This window comes from Acinetobacter sp. 778_lipA, from assembly GCF_058242985.1.
On record NZ_JBZAYT010000001.1, the window covers coordinates 1954522 to 1970480 of the forward strand.

The 15959-nt window shown below is 36.0% G+C and carries 18 protein-coding genes; 10 read left to right on the plus strand and 8 right to left on the minus strand.

Going from position 1 to position 15959, the window contains the following annotated elements:
- The first annotated feature begins 1 nt into the window (after position 1).
- Positions 2-1138 carry a bifunctional 2-methylcitrate synthase/citrate synthase gene (gene prpC, locus AC4CUY_RS09175; protein WP_490774006.1) on the plus strand — a complete coding sequence of 379 codons (1137 nt, stop codon included), beginning with the start codon at positions 2-4 and terminating at the stop codon, positions 1136-1138.
- Between the two features lie 54 nt (positions 1139-1192).
- Here the strand turns inward: prpC and AC4CUY_RS09180 are convergent, their stop codons facing one another.
- The 3 genes from AC4CUY_RS09180 to AC4CUY_RS09190 all read right to left on the minus strand — a co-directional run bounded on the left by AC4CUY_RS09180 (position 1193) and on the right by AC4CUY_RS09190 (position 4299).
- A complete protein-coding gene (locus AC4CUY_RS09180) occupies positions 1193-1780 on the minus strand; it encodes a hypothetical protein (protein WP_490774007.1) in 588 nt (195 codons plus the stop codon).
- A 12-nt stretch (positions 1781-1792) separates the two neighbouring features.
- Positions 1793-2416, minus strand: coding sequence for a hypothetical protein (locus tag AC4CUY_RS09185; protein ID WP_336951369.1), 624 nt, complete (start codon positions 2414-2416; stop codon positions 1793-1795).
- A 212-nt stretch (positions 2417-2628) separates the two neighbouring features.
- On the minus strand, positions 2629-4299 hold the full coding sequence (locus AC4CUY_RS09190) for an FMN-binding glutamate synthase family protein (protein ID WP_336951367.1): 1671 nt from the start codon (positions 4297-4299) through the stop codon (positions 2629-2631).
- 186 nt (positions 4300-4485) lie between these two features.
- On the opposite strand from AC4CUY_RS09190, the gene AC4CUY_RS09195 reads away from it, so the two are divergent.
- Positions 4486-4701 carry a hypothetical protein gene (locus AC4CUY_RS09195; protein ID WP_336951366.1) on the plus strand — a complete coding sequence of 72 codons (216 nt, stop codon included), beginning with the start codon at positions 4486-4488 and terminating at the stop codon, positions 4699-4701.
- A 99-nt stretch (positions 4702-4800) separates the two neighbouring features.
- On the plus strand, positions 4801-5256 hold the full coding sequence (locus tag AC4CUY_RS09200) for a DUF6896 domain-containing protein (protein WP_336951364.1): 456 nt from the start codon (positions 4801-4803) through the stop codon (positions 5254-5256).
- 280 nt (positions 5257-5536) lie between these two features.
- Here AC4CUY_RS09200 and AC4CUY_RS09205 read toward each other — a convergent pair whose 3' ends face one another.
- From AC4CUY_RS09205 to AC4CUY_RS09215, 3 genes are all read right to left on the minus strand, one after another.
- Positions 5537-6700 carry a ribosomal protein uL16 3-hydroxylase gene (locus tag AC4CUY_RS09205; protein WP_490774008.1) on the minus strand — a complete coding sequence of 388 codons (1164 nt, stop codon included), beginning with the start codon at positions 6698-6700 and terminating at the stop codon, positions 5537-5539.
- A 639-nt stretch (positions 6701-7339) separates the two neighbouring features.
- The gene (locus AC4CUY_RS09210) at positions 7340-7933 is read right to left on the minus strand and encodes a Maf family protein (protein ID WP_419327545.1); all 594 of its coding nucleotides are present in this window, start codon (positions 7931-7933) and stop codon (positions 7340-7342) included.
- Between the two features lie 21 nt (positions 7934-7954).
- Positions 7955-8338: a DUF2237 family protein gene (locus AC4CUY_RS09215; protein ID WP_004720680.1), complete on the minus strand. Its 384-nt coding sequence runs from the start codon at positions 8336-8338 to the stop codon at positions 7955-7957.
- A gap of 139 nt (positions 8339-8477) precedes the next feature.
- Between AC4CUY_RS09215 and AC4CUY_RS09220 the strand changes: the two genes are divergently transcribed.
- From AC4CUY_RS09220 to AC4CUY_RS09250, 7 genes are all read left to right on the plus strand, one after another.
- A complete protein-coding gene (locus AC4CUY_RS09220; protein ID WP_336951360.1) occupies positions 8478-9665 on the plus strand; it encodes a phosphoglycerate kinase in 1188 nt (395 codons plus the stop codon).
- A gap of 148 nt (positions 9666-9813) precedes the next feature.
- Positions 9814-10092 (plus strand): hypothetical protein, encoded by a 279-nt coding sequence (locus tag AC4CUY_RS09225; RefSeq protein WP_004821354.1) that lies wholly within the window; start codon positions 9814-9816, stop codon positions 10090-10092.
- A 128-nt stretch (positions 10093-10220) separates the two neighbouring features.
- Positions 10221-11258, plus strand: coding sequence for a class II fructose-bisphosphate aldolase (gene fba, locus AC4CUY_RS09230; RefSeq protein ID WP_490774009.1), 1038 nt, complete (start codon positions 10221-10223; stop codon positions 11256-11258).
- A gap of 116 nt (positions 11259-11374) precedes the next feature.
- Complete coding sequence (locus AC4CUY_RS09235) at positions 11375-12226, plus strand: EamA family transporter (protein WP_336951357.1); 852 nt, start codon at positions 11375-11377, stop codon at positions 12224-12226.
- A gap of 64 nt (positions 12227-12290) precedes the next feature.
- Positions 12291-12722 (plus strand): hypothetical protein, encoded by a 432-nt coding sequence (locus tag AC4CUY_RS09240; RefSeq protein ID WP_336951355.1) that lies wholly within the window; start codon positions 12291-12293, stop codon positions 12720-12722.
- Between the two features lie 61 nt (positions 12723-12783).
- On the plus strand, positions 12784-13392 hold the full coding sequence (locus AC4CUY_RS09245; RefSeq protein ID WP_336951353.1) for a GNAT family N-acetyltransferase: 609 nt from the start codon (positions 12784-12786) through the stop codon (positions 13390-13392).
- A gap of 148 nt (positions 13393-13540) precedes the next feature.
- Complete coding sequence (locus AC4CUY_RS09250) at positions 13541-13912, plus strand: GNAT family N-acetyltransferase (RefSeq protein ID WP_490774010.1); 372 nt, start codon at positions 13541-13543, stop codon at positions 13910-13912.
- A 263-nt stretch (positions 13913-14175) separates the two neighbouring features.
- On the opposite strand, the gene AC4CUY_RS09255 is transcribed toward AC4CUY_RS09250, so the two are convergent.
- Positions 14176-14718, minus strand: coding sequence for a CbrC family protein (locus AC4CUY_RS09255; RefSeq protein ID WP_490774011.1), 543 nt, complete (start codon positions 14716-14718; stop codon positions 14176-14178).
- Between the two features lie 41 nt (positions 14719-14759).
- Positions 14760-15800, minus strand: coding sequence for an AlbA family DNA-binding domain-containing protein (locus AC4CUY_RS09260; protein ID WP_490774012.1), 1041 nt, complete (start codon positions 15798-15800; stop codon positions 14760-14762).
- Between the last annotated feature and the right edge of the window lie 159 nt (positions 15801-15959).

The window sequence follows — 15959 nt, forward strand, 5'->3', positions numbered from 1 at the left end:
AATGGCTGAAGGAAAAGTACTTACAGGCGCAGGATTGCGCGGTCAAGTTGCAGGTAAAACAGCACTTTCTACAGTAGGTAAGAGTGGCGCAGGCTTAACTTATCGTGGTTATGATGTGCAAGACCTTGCGGAAAATTGCCAATTTGAAGAAGTTGCATATCTTATTTTCTTTGGTGAATTGCCTACAGCAGAACAGTTGGCGACATATAAAGCCAAATTAAAATCACTTCGCCAGTTACCACTAGCTTTAAAAGAAGTGTTGGAGCGTATACCTGCTGATTCACACCCAATGGATGTGATGCGTACAGGTGTTTCAATGTTAGGTAATCTGGAAACTGAAAAATCATTTGATCAACAGCAAGATGTGGCAGATCGTATTCTTGCAACTTTGCCAGCGATCATTTGTTATTGGTACCGTTTTAGTCATGATGGTGTACGTATTGAAGAAAATACTGATGACGATTCAATCGGTGCACAATTCTTGCATTTACTGCGTGGTGAAAAGCCAAATGAATTACATGAACAAGTGATGAATGTTTCGTTAATTCTTTATGCTGAGCATGAGTTTAACGCTTCAACATTTACTGCGCGTGTTTGTGCTTCAACATTGTCTGATATGCATTCGTGTATTACTGGCGCAATTGGTTCATTGCGTGGACCATTGCATGGTGGTGCAAATGAAGCTGCAATGGAAATGATTGAAAATTGGACATCTCCAGAACAAGCTGAACGTGAAATGTTGGGTAAACTTGAGCGTAAAGAAAAGATCATGGGCTTTGGTCATGCGATTTATAAAGACAATGACCCGCGTAATGGCATTATTAAAATTTGGGCTGAGCGTTTAGCAAATGATGTTGGTGATACAGTGCTTTACCCAGTTTCAGTACGCTGTGAAGAAGTGATGTGGCGTGAGAAGAAGTTGTTCTGTAATGCGGATTTCTTCCACGCATCTGCATATCATTTCATGGATATTGTAACAAAACTATTCACACCAATTTTTGTGATGTCTCGTGTTACAGGATGGGCTGCGCATGTAATGGAACAACGTGCTGACAATCGTATTATTCGTCCAAGCGCGGATTATACTGGTCCTGAACTCCGCAAAGTTGTACCGATCACTGAGCGTTCTGCGGCGTAATAAGTTGATCAAGATTGATAAAAGCAGTAAAAAAAGCCTCCTAAGAGGCTTTTTTTATTTGGGAGGCTGACCCGCAGGAAATAAAACCACAGCTTCTTCACGGCTATATCCTTCATCAAAAGGTAAGCTGAGTGATTCAAAGGTAATCAGCACCCCTTTGTTTTTTGGCAGTTCAAAAGCCTGTTTAAGTTTAATCTCTGGACTGTAACTGGTTAAATTCTGTTGAAGACTTTGATATTGCGGAGTGGATATTGTAAATATCGAGCCATAAATTGTTTTAAATGGGGCAGAGCTTTGAGTATCAGAAGATCTTTGTTCGAGTAGATTAACATTAACGTCTTGAAGCACGATATTTTTAAGTGGTTTAAGCTGAGTCTTTATGTTTAAAAGTTTTTGCTGGAAGGCTTGTTGATCTGTAATACCTGTAAAATTTTCATCGTATTTGAGAAGATCATAGCGTTTTTCACTCAGTGAATAGCGATAAACTCTTGGAATCTCATAGCTTGCTGAATTTTCAAGAATTAAAACCGCTTTTTTATTTGAATCATAGCCGAGGACTTCAAGTGAAATATTGCTATAACTTATTGCAAAAGCGAGAGAGCTAAAACTGAATAAGAGCGTCGATGTGATTATTTTTAACACGATTTATCCTCATTATTTTATTGGTAAGAGCAAAACAGCATCTTCAATATCATAACCCGTTTCCTCAGGGATTCCGAAGTATTTGACAATAACTAACATCTTATTCTGATGTGGCACGACGTAATTCTGAGTGATTTTTATTGTTTTAGCATATTGCACAGCTTGTTCATTTTTACTTTTTAAAGAAGCTGTTGTAACTTTGTATATGGTTTTATATTGAGGAACCTTTTGGGATGGATCATGCCAAGCAGGAATGTAATGAGTTTGATTTTTCACCATTTGAATTTTTGCTTTATTGGCATTTCCTACGAGTAAAGGTATTAAACGCTTTTTAATTTTGTTTAGATCTTTTTCAAACTGGATACCATCTTGATCATAGTCAATTTTATGCGTTTTGGGATTGATATATAAGGATCGCACTTCGATCAGATGATCTGGTATTTTGCTGTTGAGCTGATAATAATATAACTGCGGCAAGCGTCCACGCCCATCTTCATAATGTCGTAACAGATAAAGTTTTTGTTGTTTTACTTCATAACCTAATACTTCTATTGTTTGTCCACCACCGACAGTTGCATAACAATGTAATGACGTTGTAAGGATAGTGGTGGTGATTATATGTTGTAGAAATTTCATCCGCAAATATTCTTAATATGTTTTAATGTATCTTGCTTAAATATTGTTTAGATTAAAATGGTGTTTGAGTAAAAATAAATGACAATACAAACTTAAATAAAATACTGAAGAATAAAAAAGCACATGATTAGGCTTCTTTTAATTCCATAAATACTAGATATAACAAAAGGAGATCGTATTGATCTCCTTAATTAAACTTCGCTTACGAATAATTAAAAATGTTCAGCAGTTGCTAAATTCCACATTCTAAAATAGAAGTTTTCTTCATCTTTATTTTCACAACTGAGCAATTCGCCGTCTTTCATCCAAAAGTGCAATTGAGCATAGTTCTTGATTTCACGGTCATTGACTCGTTGTGCTAAATGATGTGCTTTAATCTCAGCAGGATGTTGTAAACCAGCTGCAGCAATCATTTCCGCGAGCGCTTTTAAGGTATTTTTTTGGAAACTAAACACTCGGTCTGCTTTAGATGGCACATCAAGTGCTTTTTGACGTTCTTTGTTCTGCGTTGCAACGCCAACAGGACATTGGTTGGTATGACAACTTTGTGCTTGGATACAACCCACTGCAAACATAAAGCCACGTGCGGAATTGACCCAGTCGGCACCCATAGCCATAGTACTGGCAATATCAAAGGCACTAATAATCTTACCACTTGCACCAATCTTGATTTGAGAACGTAGACCTGCGCCAATCAAGGTATTGTTTACAAAAAGCAAGCCTTCACGTAAAGGCGTACCCATATGATCTATCAGTTCAATAGGGGCAGCACCTGTACCGCCTTCGGAACCATCAACCACGATAAAATCTGGAATGATTTTAGTCAGTAGCATAGCTTTTACAATACTCATAAATTGCCAAGGCTGCCCAATACACAATTTAAAACCAACTGGTTTGCCGTTGGATAGCTCACGTAATTGCTGAATAAAGTGCATCATTTCAATAGGATTGCTAAAAGCAGAATGTGTCGCTGGAGAAATACAATCCACGTCCATAGAAACACCGCGTATTTCGGCAATTTCTTTGGTGATTTTATCTTTGGGAAGGATACCACCGTGCCCTGGTTTTGCTCCTTGTGACAGTTTGATTTCGATCATTTTGATCTGTGGCAGAGCTGCTTGTTGTTTAAATTTTTCAGGATCAAACTTACCATCTAGAGTACGGCATCCAAAATAGCCACTAGCAATTTCCCAAACAATATCACCACCTGGTTCCAGATGATAAGGGCTTAAGCTCCCTTCACCTGTATCATGATAAAAGTTACCTTTTTTTGCACCAGTATTTAAAGCAAGAATAGCATTTGCACTCAAACTACCAAAACTCATCGCTGAGATATTCATAATCGAAGCACTATAAGGCTGTGAGCATTGATCATTACCAATACTAATTCTAAATGTATTAAAATCAGCAGGTGTTTTGGGTGTCATCGAATGGGTTAAAAAACGATAGTCATCTTGATAGACATCAATAATTGAACCAAAAGGCTTATCTGCATTTTCATTTTTAGCACGTTGGTAAACTAAACTTCTTTGTGCACGTGAAAAAGGTAAGGCATCATCATCAGATTCAATGAAATATTGACGAATTTCAGGACGTATATCTTCAAAGAAAAATCGAAAATGTCCCATTAAAGGGTAATTTCTTAAAATAGAATGTTGTGTTTGGATGATATCGGCAAAGCCAATTGCGGCCAGTATGGATGAAATAATCCAAGCTAAATTCAGTACAGTATCTGAAAAAAAGTAATAAATATAATGACCTTCGTTAAAGAAAATAATCCAAGTCAAATATAAAGATACAAATATACAAAGGAACCAAACAGAATAACGGGAGAAAAAAGTATTGAGAAGTTGATGTCGAATTGCTTGAGCAGGACTTGCCATGAAGTGAATATCTCATTCTTTATATAGCGCTAAATTGCCCAAATTGATGAAAAAGCTCAAGTAATGATTTGTTAGACTTGAGAATGGTTCTAGATTAATAATTGAAATATTTATTTTCTAAACAATATGAGTTAATTTAACTGAAATATTTATTCAATATGCGATGAAAACAAAAAGGAATCGAAAATGTTTGAAGAGTTTCTGACAAAATTGTTAAACCCTAGTATCAGTTTTTTAGCCATTTATGTTTCTGTGATCGTTATCATTGCGTATATCGGGCTGTTCTTCCAGTTTTTTAAAATTAAAAATCTAAAGCAGGAAAATGAGACGCTAAAACATCAGCTAAGTTCTCAAGCTCACTCAAATATCAGCCTGAGCAAGGGTGAAGGAATTATTTCTTAAAATTATGCTGAAAGTAAATTGATACAAATAAAGCCTGAATTTTCAGGCTTTATTGGATAAGTTTTAATTATTTAGCTTTGAAATTTTGACAGTAATTATATGATCAACCTTACTTCTGATGTAGAACAGGAATTATTAACAGCAATGGACAACTATAAAGCCATTGCTGAAGTGCTTATTGATAAATTAATTACAGAAACAGACCAACCTAAAAAAGTAAAAATTAACGCGGGACACTATTACGAAATACAAGATGCTGATTTTTTAAATGGACAAAAAACGCTATCGGGAGATTGGTCTTTTTTTGTGCATGGAGAGCATTGTATGTTTGAGAATTTAATAACAGGGCAAATTCTTGAAGTTTCGCTTGGAAACAAAGAAAGTATTGGTAATCTTGATCCATATTTTTTTTATAATTTTCTTAAGACAACAGTTGAATTCAATCACTTAACAAAATACTTCGTTAATCCCTTTAGTAGTACTTTAGACTTTTTTGAAAAACTTGAACGACAAAAAATATTGATAATAGATTTCGGAGTTTATCGAAAACTATGAGTATAAAACAGTCTGATAAAAGGACAATAAAGTCACAGCAAAGTCTTCATCTCTAGTGGGATGAAGTGTTTACTTTTCTAATGCCTATGAAAATTTATACTTTAGCAGAACTGAAGTGACTTAAACTCAATACTTCGGTTAAGTCCTCAAGCTCATTCAAATATCAGCTTGAGCAAGGATGAATGAATTATTTCTTAAAATTATGCTGAAAATAAATTGATAGAAATAAAGCCTGAATTTTCAGGCTTTATTTGAGTGTTATTCTGTTAGATTGCGAATTTTATTCGTCAGTGGGAACAAGCATCAAGATAGATTCATTCAACAATCCAGCAATGTCTTCTAATATTTCATCATCAGACAATTCATGATTGAGTTTGACACTTTGTCCATCTGCAATCTGCTTTAAATGTAGTGCAAATTGTTCAGAAATACAGATCGATTCACCATTTGCCCAGAATAATAATTCACGATCCTGTTCAAGATAAATTAAGCGAGAGGCTGGCTCAATTTGTAGTAAATAGCCTTGTTCAAGAACTTCTGCTATATCGCCAGTGCCAATCGCTTCAGCATCTGGAATATTTTCAGGGTACTTTGCTTCAGCCATTAAACTCATAATGGCATCTTCTAACACTTTAGAATTATTTAATTTCGCCAACAATTCAGCTTTTAAATAATCGAGTTCAGCTTGTGTTACTTGCCCAATCGGGGTTTGTTTATTTCGCAATATGTCGAGAAGCGGATTGCGTAGTTGTTGATCTTCGATAAATTTATCGCTGACACGATCCATCATGTCGGCAATATTTGGCATACGGAAACCAAAAGAGTAGGTTAGGCAATCGTCTTCTGCTACTCCGTAATGCGACAATCCTGGTGGAACATAAAGTAAATCGCCTGGCGCTAAAACTTCATCAAAATGGATCTCCATTTCTGGAAGTAGCTTTAACGGCTGTCCTTCGACAAACTCAGATTCAGCATCACACATTTGTCCAAGTTGCCAACGACGATGTCCATATCCTTGTACAAGAAATACATCATAAAAGTCAAAATGCTGACCTACAGAGCCACCTTTAGCAGCATAAGAGACCATAATGTCATCACGACGCCACTGTGGAATAAAAGGAAATTTCTTCCAAAGTTCAGCTAAATCAAATGAATAATGATCTACAGCTTGAATCAATAAAGTCCAAAGCTTTGGCATTTTCTGAAAATCACCTTTGATGAGTGGTGATGATTTTACTGACCATTGATTTGGATCTTTGTCTTTTTGCTTAATTAGGCGTGCTGTGATGTTTTCATCCAGAGCAAGCTCCATGACATCGTCTGGAACAAGGATATTGGCAATTTCAGGTAAAGCGTTACGAACCAATAATGGTTTTTTTTGCCAGTATTCTGAGAGGAATTGTTCAGCAGTAATTCCGCCAAGAACATCTAAAGGTAGGGACATGAAAATAGCCTAAGCAAATTTGAATCTATAATACGGCTATTGTCTTATGAGATGACAGGTGGTGCAAGTATTTGTAAATTTATTCAAAATATATTTATATAAAAACAGCCCTGCTTTTTGAAAAATTAAAGGAGTTGTAAATTCATGATTTTATAAAATATCTCATAATATATCCGAGATTTGCCTAATTTAAAAGAAAGCATTTTCAATTGGGTTGAGGAATATAGATTTTTTCCTATTTCGTATTATTCTGATCCAAAAAAAGAAATTGCAGACAAAACACTTTTAGTATTGCGTTCGTATCGATAATTGATTATCTAGGGCAAAAATATTTCTATTCCAACTTGGGTGGTGAATGAAGCGCAAGTGAATGATTTTAGTGAGGCGCAATTAAATCAAATTGGGTTAGAGTATTTAAACAAGATGATTCTTGCTTTTGAGTTGGTCTTGATTGGGGACTGCTAAACAGAATTTAAGGCTAAGATTAAAGAAGGGTTGATGTTATTTGCAACGCATTATCAGGATTTATGGGATTAACTCAAAAAGTCTTCTTCCTTTTTAATGCATGAGCAAATAACACAAATCCCATGTAATTATGGAAATTTATAATAAGATCGAGCTTATTATACAGTGTGGAAATTAAGGTAGCGGGATTCCCAACTTCCTTAAAATTCCACATAACTGAATCATTGGCATACCCATCAAAGTGGTTTGGTCTTGCCCAATCATTTGCTCAAATAAACCAATACCAAGACTTTCACACTTAAAGCTACCCGCACAATGCAGAGGTTGATCAATTTCGATATAACGCTCAATTTCAGCCAAAGTTAAGTCACGAAATTTAACATGATAATGCTCGACCAAGGTTTGTTCAAAACCAGAAGCTAAATGTTGCACACTTAAGGCAGTACTAAAAAAGACATTTTTTCCTGAATTGGCTTGTAGCTGTTGAATGGCTTTTTCTACAGATAAAGGTTTACCAATAAAATCTTGTGGTGCATGTTCACGCCAAGCCACCTGATCTGACCCAATCACAATGGCATTTGGATGGTCTTGTACAATGACTTGAGCTTTTTCAAAAGCCAAGCGTTTAGCCAAATCATCGGCATGAGATTCACCCCGTGGTGATTCATCGATTTCAGGTGAAATACAATGATAGTCTAAGCGTAAACGATTCATTAAATCTTTACGGGTTTGGCTCGATGAAGCCAAAATAATTTCATGGTGATTCATCTTTGAATAATTCATGCCTAGTTATACTGCATATTCCATCAAGAGATCTAAGGGAACATACGCCAAAACTGCTTGATGACAGGCTTGTAGTTTTACACGAGGTGCCATGTCATTTTGATAGGCCTCAACCCAACGCGTCACACATAAACACCAAAAATCACCAGGTTGTAGTCCCGGAAAGCCGTGTTCTGGCAGTGGTGTAATTAAGTCATTTCCTACTTTTTGTGAAAAATTTAAAAATTCTGAAGTCATTTCAGCGCATACAGTGTGCTGACCAAGGTCGGTTGTTGCTGTATGACAGAAACCGTTACGAAAATAACCTGTGATTGGAGAAAAACAACAACTTGCTAAAGGTTCACCTAAGACATTTAAACCATTGATTTTAGGATCGGGATGAAAAGACATAAGCGTATAGAATTTAAAAGTTCGCCCTATAATAATCAAATCTCAACTTTTCTACAGCTTTTCTACAAAAGTATCTAACCTTTTTTTGTGTAATCATTTAGAATCTACGCGATTTTTAATATCTATAAGAGAGCTATACATGAATTTTCAGCGTATGACTGACCTCGATTTAGCAGGCAAGCGTGTACTTATTCGTGAAGACTTAAACGTACCTGTTAAAAATGGTGTGATTACAAGTGATGCACGTTTACGTGCTGCATTACCGACAATTAAATTGGCACTTGAGAAGGGTGCTGCGGTCATGGTGTATTCTCATCTTGGTCGTCCCGTTGAAGGTGAACCAAAAGCGGAACAATCATTAGCTCCTGTTGCTGCTTATTTAACTGAGGCACTTGGTCAAGACGTTAAATTATTCACAGATTATTTAGATGGGGTTGAAGTTGCAGCAGGCCAAGTTGTATTACTTGAAAACTGTCGTTTCAATGTGGGTGAAAAGAAAAATAATGCTGAACTTTCAGCAAAATATGCAGCACTTTGTGATGTTTTTGTGATGGATGCATTTGGTACAGCGCATCGTGCAGAAGCATCAACTGAAGGCGTAGCACGTTTAGCAAAAGTCGCAGCAGCGGGCCCTTTGCTTGCAGCTGAATTAGATGCTTTAGGTCGTGCGCTGCAAACACCAGAAAAACCAATGGTCGCAATTGTTGCTGGTTCTAAAGTTTCTACTAAGCTTGATGTTTTAACTTCACTTTCTGATATTTGTGATCAATTGATCGTTGGTGGTGGTATCGCCAATACATTCTTAGCCGCAGCTGGTTTCAATGTCGGTAAATCCTTGTGTGAAAATGATTTGATTGATACAGCTAAAGCGATTGCAGCAAAAGTATCTGTTCCACTTCCAACAGATGTTGTTGTAGCAGATGCTTCTGCAATCGATTTTGCAGATTTCTTAGGTTCATTGGCAAATGCTAAAGCAACAGTAAAAAAAGTTGAAGATGTTGCAGACAATGACATGATTTTGGATGTCGGTCCTGAAACGGCGAAAGCTTTTGCTGAAATCTTAAAAACGTCTAAAACGATCCTTTGGAATGGTCCAGTTGGTGTGTTTGAAGTGGATCAATTTGGCGAAGGTACAAAAACACTTTCTTTAGCGATTGCTGAATCTGAAGGATTCTCTATTGCTGGTGGTGGTGATACTTTGGCTGCAATTGATAAATACCATGTTGCAGACAAAATTGGTTATATTTCAACTGGTGGTGGTGCATTCCTTGAATTTGTTGAAGGCAAGACACTTCCAGCTGTAGCGGTATTGCTTGAACGTGCTTAATTGAAAAATTATTTTAATTATGACGTTTATATGAAAGGCTGACCTCGTGTCAGCCTTTTTTATCTGAGAGATTCATTTTAAAGTAATAAAAATGAAATATAACTGCAATAAACTAGATCAAATCCAATCACCAACACTGGGAAATGTGATGAAATTTAAATTTACACTTGCAGCACTTCTTATTGCTCCTTTGGCATTTACTGCATGTTCTAAACAAGAAAAAGCACCAGCCTCAGAACAAACATCTTCTTCTGAAGCTGCTTCAGCAGAATCAGCAAATACATCTGCAGAACAACAAGCTGTGATTGATGCGCTTGATCAGCCTGTTTTGGATGAAAAAAATACAGATGTAGCTGCTGAAAAAGCAAATGCTCCAGCAGATGCAGCTACACCAGCGACTGAAGAAGAAGCACCTAAAGCTCAATAATCTTTCTAAATGTTGTTATTTGTTAAAAGTCCCCGCAAACGCGGGGATTTTTTATGAAATAGTCAATATTGTTGCTGAATTGAAATAAAGCAACATGTAGAATATGGGGCATTACTTGGGAGGATATTATGGCTCTTATCTCATTGCGCCAACTCTTGGATCATGCCGGTGAACATAGTTACGGCGTTCCAGCGTTTAATGTGAACAACTTAGAACAAATGCGCGCAATTATGTTAGCCGCTGACGCAACAAATTCACCTGTAATTGTGCAAGCTTCTGCTGGTGCACGAAAATATGCAGGTGCTCCATTTTTACGTCATTTAATTTTAGCTGCAATTGAAGAATGGCCACATATTCCAGTGGTAATGCATCAAGACCACGGTACAAGCCCAGATGTTTGTCAACGTTCGATCCAGCTTGGATTTTCATCTGTAATGATGGATGGTTCTTTAGGTGCAGACGGTAAAACACCAACGTCTTATGAGTATAACGTTGATGTAACACGTCGTACTGTTGAAATGGCACATGCATGTGGTGTTTCTGTAGAAGGCGAAATTGGCTGTTTGGGTAGTCTTGAAACAGGTTTGGCTGGTGAAGAAGATGGTGTTGGTGCAGAAGGTGTACTTGATCATTCTCAACTTCTCACTTCTGTTGAAGAAGCTCGTCAATTCGTTGCAGATACCAATGTAGATGCTTTAGCAATTGCAGTCGGTACTTCTCATGGTGCGTACAAGTTTACTCGTCCACCTACAGGCGATATTTTGGCAATTGACCGTATTAAAGAAATTCATGCGGCGCTTCCAAATACTCACCTTGTTATGCATGGTTCAAGCTCAGTACCACAAGAATGGTTAGCGATCATTAACCAATATGGTGGTAACATCAAAGAGACTTATGGTGTTCCAGTTGAACAGTTGGTTGAAGCAATTAAGCATGGTGTACGTAAAATCAATATTGATACAGATTTACGTTTAGCATCTACAGGTGCAATGCGCCGTATGATGGCTGAAAAACCAAGTGAATTCGACCCACGTAAATTCTTCGGTGAAACGGTTGAAGCAATGAAACAAATCTGTGTAGATCGTTATACAGCATTTGGTACTGCGGGTAATGCAGACAAGATTCGCCCAATTTCTTTAGAAAAAATGGTTGATCGTTATAAATAATCTTTGATGGTTGTTGATCACCTAAAAGCCCACTCATGCTAGTGGGCTTTTTCTTGAATCATAGGAACTCGGTTTCGCATAAATTTTGCAATGATTGGTGAGATAAGAAGTAAATTATGGAACTCATATTTTTAGCAGCACTTTGTAGTGTGCTGGTTTCAATGCTTTTAAAATGGGCCAAACAAAAAGGTTTTGATGCATTGCAAATGATTGCTTGGAATTATGCAATCGCCAGTGTATTGAGCTATATTTGGTTTAAGCCTGATTTGGCTCATATTTCAATCTCAAATACACCGTGGTGGTTGATTCTTGGTTTAGGTGTTGTATTACCCAGTATTTTTTTATGCTTAGCAAAATCATTACATAGTGCAGGAATTTTAAAAACTGAAATTGCACAGCGATTATCTGTGGTTTTATCATTATTGGCTGCATATTTTTTATTCCAAGAACAATTTAACCAATTAAAAATGCTTGGTATCGGTTTGGGTATCGTGGCAGTTTTATGTATTGTACTTTCTCAGTCGAGTCCATCAAATTCATTACTCAATCAGAAAGGTATCCTTTCTTTACTCAGTGTTTGGGTGGGTTATGCTTTGGTTGATGTTTTATTAAAATATACAACCAGCCTTGGTTTACAGTTTCCTGTTACATTAACCTTGATGTTTATCTGTTCATTCCTATTATCTGTAGGTTATTTACTGATTCGAAAAACTCAGTGGAAGCTTCAGAACTTTTTTGCTGGTTTGGCGTTGGGGATTTTAAATTTTGCCAATATTGCTTTATATGTCAAAGCGCATATTTTATTAAAAGATTCTCCAGCGATTGTTTTTGCAGGGATGAATATCCTTGTGGTGTTATTTGGAGTAATTGCAGGGCTGTTAATTTTTAAAGAAAAGCTTAAAGTGATTACAGCTCTAGGACTGGTTTTAGGTTTGGCTGGAGTGGTATGTTTAGCCTTGGCAATATAATGATTTAAGAGAATGAAAGATTAAAATGATAAGAATACTATTCATAATACTGGGTACATTTATCATGATAGATGTTTTTGCAGCTAATTTAACATTGGTGAAGACTGAACAAGAAAAAGGAGATCGCGATAATCCTTCCATGACGACTTATACCTATAAAGCAATATCTCCTTTAGTTGTTGAGTATTTATATGGATATGATGCAGATTATGGTGAGAATAATTTAAAAATTCAATTTTTAGATCAAGATACTCAAGGAACATATTTAGGTCATACACGTTTTTTAGTTGATGATGAGTCAAAAAAATACGTTAAATTATTAAAATTACCCAGTGTTCCGTTAAAACATGGATGCTTTTATCAAGCTCAGGCAGAGATTTTTCTTGATGATGTTTTCGTTTCTAGAAATGATTTAAGCAGTTCATCATCTGGGAGTGCTTTTATTAAGAATATAAAACCATTATCAGATGTAAAATTAAAGTGTGATATATATTGATGTTGATCACTTTACAATAAAATTAAACGGTAACTTTATTGATTAAATTGGTGGATATGAGATGGATGCATTTGAACAATTATTTATTCATTTAGATTTACAACTAAATAATATTCGCTTAGTACCATTATCTCTTGAACATGAGCAAGGACTTGCTGAAGCGTGTCGTGATGGTGAATTGTGGAATCTACGAATTACCTCAACACCACATTACACAGAAGTTAAAAATTATATTGAAAAAGCATTAATACAAAAAGCACAAGGTAGTCGTTATCCCTTTGTTGTCATAGAGCAAAGCTCAGGGAAAGTCTTGGGAACGACTAGTTATCACGATATTTTATTAAACGTAAAACGTTTTGAAATCGGCTATACATGGTATGCACAATCTGTACAGCGGACTCATGTCAATACAACTTGTAAACTATTACTATTAGGTTTCGCTTTTGAACAACTTCAAGCCAATACCGTGGCGTTGCGGACTGACCAATTTAATTTTAAAAGCCAAAAAGCCATTGAACGTTTAGGTGCTAAAAAAGATGGCATTATTCGGGGCGATCAAATGCGTAAAGATGGCACGATTCGAGATACAGTGTTGTACAGTATTGCTCAAGGTGAGTGGAACAATGTAAAAGCACATTTACAAGACATGTTGGCACACTATAAAAAATAACTATTTTATTGAATTTTATTCGATTCAAGGGCATGCAAATGCCCTTGAAATCATTTGAAAGATCGTCATGGTGATTTCATATTTTGATCATAAAACTTTCAAACATAGCGGACAATGGAGGAGCATTCTTTACAATGGTGTAATTGCTATGAATCAAGATATCTTTTCAACGCATACATCATTACAAACCCATCAAGTGCAGCTTTCACCACTACAAATAGAACATGAAAATGCTTTAATTGAGGTATGTAAAGATGGCCGATTGTGGGAATTAGAATATACATTAGTTCCACATTATTCTCAGATCAAGGATTATATTGCCAAGGCACTTGAACAAAAATCCTTGGGAATACACGTACCTTTTGTTGTTTTAAATCAGCGGAATGGTCGTACTGTAAGAACCACCAGTTTTCGCGATTTGATTTGGGAGGTGCGCCGTGGTCAGATTGGCTATATATGGTATGCAGAATCAGCACAGTGCAGTCATATCAATACCCGTTGTAAGTTGTTATTACTTTAGTAAGCATTTGAAAAACTACCAGCCAACTCGGTTGTATTAAGGACGGATATTCGCAATGTTAAAAGTCAAGGCGCCATTGAGCGTCTAGGTGCGCATTATGATGATGTGCAACATCAAGATGAGCTACGAAAAGATGGAACTGTTCGAGATACTGTTATATACAGCATAATCAAAGATAAATGGCAGGGCATTAAACAGCATTTAAGCCAGTTACTTAGCCAAAGCTATAAGCTTTAACTTATAAGGTTTAATTATGTATTTAACTACAATCTATATGTAAGCGATGTTGTTGGCAATGAATGAATGCATTGAAACAGATAGCCTGTTAAATCACCGTCGATACTGAGGTGATCTTGGATAAGCTCTACTGGATAACCATTTTCTTCGATATCGGCTTTAACCTCATCCCAAATTGGTTTAAGCCTTTCACTATCCGCATAAGCGATGAACTGACATGGTTCATTGCAATGCACGAGCCAAACTTCTTGTTGCCAACTATGATAACTTGGCGTTTTGAAGCAGATTTCATCTAAAAATTCAGGGTTGATTTTTTCGGATGGAACATTTGGGTTTGAAGAAATACCTTCAATGCCACAATAGTCATTGTATTCTCCATCGTATTTTTGCGCTGCTGCACCATTGGCAATACACCACGGACAGATATACTCGGGTTCATCTACACTATAAAAAGAACTTACGTACTTTAAATCACGTTGTTGATTGCAAATCGAACAAATACCGTCTTCTTTTTTAAACAGATCAAGTGTGTATGCGTTGGGATGATATTTAAACTGAGGATAATCCATATTTTTGATTCTTCTAGGTAAAGATTTTTAAGTATTGAATGCTAACAATAAAATTCTACACGAAAACTTTCAATCAGTTCAGGTGGAACGCGTGTTGTTTGTCCATTGGTACGCATAAATAATTCGCCTTTGTAATACAACGGACGGTCCGATTTATTACATTTAAAGACCAATATGGTTTTTCCTTGAATCTGTATTTCTTCTAGTGTGGTATAAATATTTGAAATTTTGTTACTTTCGTGTGCCAGTTTATCAATCAAACTCCGCTTCATTAAGTCGAGTGAATTATTAAAGTGTTCCGCAAGTTCATTTTCAATCCCTACAATGGTTAAATCATCAGCAATACCTATAAAGACATAGCCATTGCGGGTATTCATAAATGCAAAGCACGCTTTGACCCATTTATCTGATTTGCGGTTGGTTAATAGGTCTGTGGTACGTTCTTTAAATTCAATCCGTTGATTTTCACCCAGTTGAATTAAATTAAAATAGTACTCTGAACAGGAATTTTGCCGATAATGATTGAGTGTGGTTTTAATTTTTTCTAATGATTTATATGCGGCAACAGTTTCTAAATTATGAATATCTTGCCATTGGTAAATTAATTTAATCTTTAGATCGTTTGTTAAGTTTGGATCAGCAAGGTATTCAAAGCTCAAATTGAGATATTGTAAAATTTCTGTGTAAATAGCATGACTGGCAATTGGAATGGAAATTTTATTAAAAGTATTTCTAATTTTTTCTAAATTTTTGTGAAATTCAAAAGCTTCTTGGTAAAAGCTTAAATATTTAAACTCATTTAAAATATGTTCATAAGGGCGATGAAATGATTTAGGAAACAGTTGCTTGGGCGGTATATGGATATATTTTTCAATCTGTTGGAAATAATATCTTAAGGTTGGATACTTTAAGGCCTGATCAATATTGATTTCAAATTTCTCAGAAAGTGGCTTAGTGGTATAGGCTTGAAAAAACAGCAGGGTTTGGATTTCTTTGTATTTATTGGGGTAGTCATGCCAATGCGTTTCTAGAAACTCATTAAAATTCTTAAATTTATTGGTGAGATACATGTTCAAATCCATAGCAACACCTTTGATCCTCTATTGTTTGGTGTTCGGTATTTACAACAAATATGTCATCAGACTATTTATATATAGTTATTTATAAGTTAATTAAGTCAGGAAATAAAGCGTAAAACTTTAAATCGGATCGTGAAAGTTGTTAGAAAATATAACAAATAT

What these genes read in the sequence shown, in the direction of transcription:
- AC4CUY_RS09220 (WP_336951360.1), top strand. Translation starts at nt 8,478, where the DNA reads ATGAATTTTCAGCGTATGACTGACCTCGATTTAGCAGGCAAGCGTGTA.
- AC4CUY_RS09185 (WP_336951369.1), bottom strand. Translation starts at nt 2,416, where the DNA reads ATGAAATTTCTACAACATATAATCACCACCACTATCCTTACAACGTCA.
- AC4CUY_RS09195 (WP_336951366.1), top strand. Translation starts at nt 4,486, where the DNA reads ATGTTTGAAGAGTTTCTGACAAAATTGTTAAACCCTAGTATCAGTTTT.
- AC4CUY_RS09210 (WP_419327545.1), bottom strand. Translation starts at nt 7,933, where the DNA reads ATGAATCACCATGAAATTATTTTGGCTTCATCGAGCCAAACCCGTAAA.
- AC4CUY_RS09235 (WP_336951357.1), top strand. Translation starts at nt 11,375, where the DNA reads ATGGAACTCATATTTTTAGCAGCACTTTGTAGTGTGCTGGTTTCAATG.
- AC4CUY_RS09240 (WP_336951355.1), top strand. Translation starts at nt 12,291, where the DNA reads ATGATAGATGTTTTTGCAGCTAATTTAACATTGGTGAAGACTGAACAA.
- AC4CUY_RS09250 (WP_490774010.1), top strand. Translation starts at nt 13,541, where the DNA reads ATGAATCAAGATATCTTTTCAACGCATACATCATTACAAACCCATCAA.
- AC4CUY_RS09245 (WP_336951353.1), top strand. Translation starts at nt 12,784, where the DNA reads ATGGATGCATTTGAACAATTATTTATTCATTTAGATTTACAACTAAAT.
- AC4CUY_RS09200 (WP_336951364.1), top strand. Translation starts at nt 4,801, where the DNA reads ATGATCAACCTTACTTCTGATGTAGAACAGGAATTATTAACAGCAATG.
- fba (WP_490774009.1), top strand. Translation starts at nt 10,221, where the DNA reads ATGGCTCTTATCTCATTGCGCCAACTCTTGGATCATGCCGGTGAACAT.
- prpC (WP_490774006.1), top strand. Translation starts at nt 2, where the DNA reads ATGGCTGAAGGAAAAGTACTTACAGGCGCAGGATTGCGCGGTCAAGTT.
- AC4CUY_RS09255 (WP_490774011.1), bottom strand. Translation starts at nt 14,718, where the DNA reads ATGGATTATCCTCAGTTTAAATATCATCCCAACGCATACACACTTGAT.
- AC4CUY_RS09190 (WP_336951367.1), bottom strand. Translation starts at nt 4,299, where the DNA reads ATGGCAAGTCCTGCTCAAGCAATTCGACATCAACTTCTCAATACTTTT.
- AC4CUY_RS09205 (WP_490774008.1), bottom strand. Translation starts at nt 6,700, where the DNA reads ATGTCCCTACCTTTAGATGTTCTTGGCGGAATTACTGCTGAACAATTC.
- AC4CUY_RS09260 (WP_490774012.1), bottom strand. Translation starts at nt 15,800, where the DNA reads ATGGATTTGAACATGTATCTCACCAATAAATTTAAGAATTTTAATGAG.
- AC4CUY_RS09215 (WP_004720680.1), bottom strand. Translation starts at nt 8,338, where the DNA reads ATGTCTTTTCATCCCGATCCTAAAATCAATGGTTTAAATGTCTTAGGT.
- AC4CUY_RS09225 (WP_004821354.1), top strand. Translation starts at nt 9,814, where the DNA reads ATGAAATTTAAATTTACACTTGCAGCACTTCTTATTGCTCCTTTGGCA.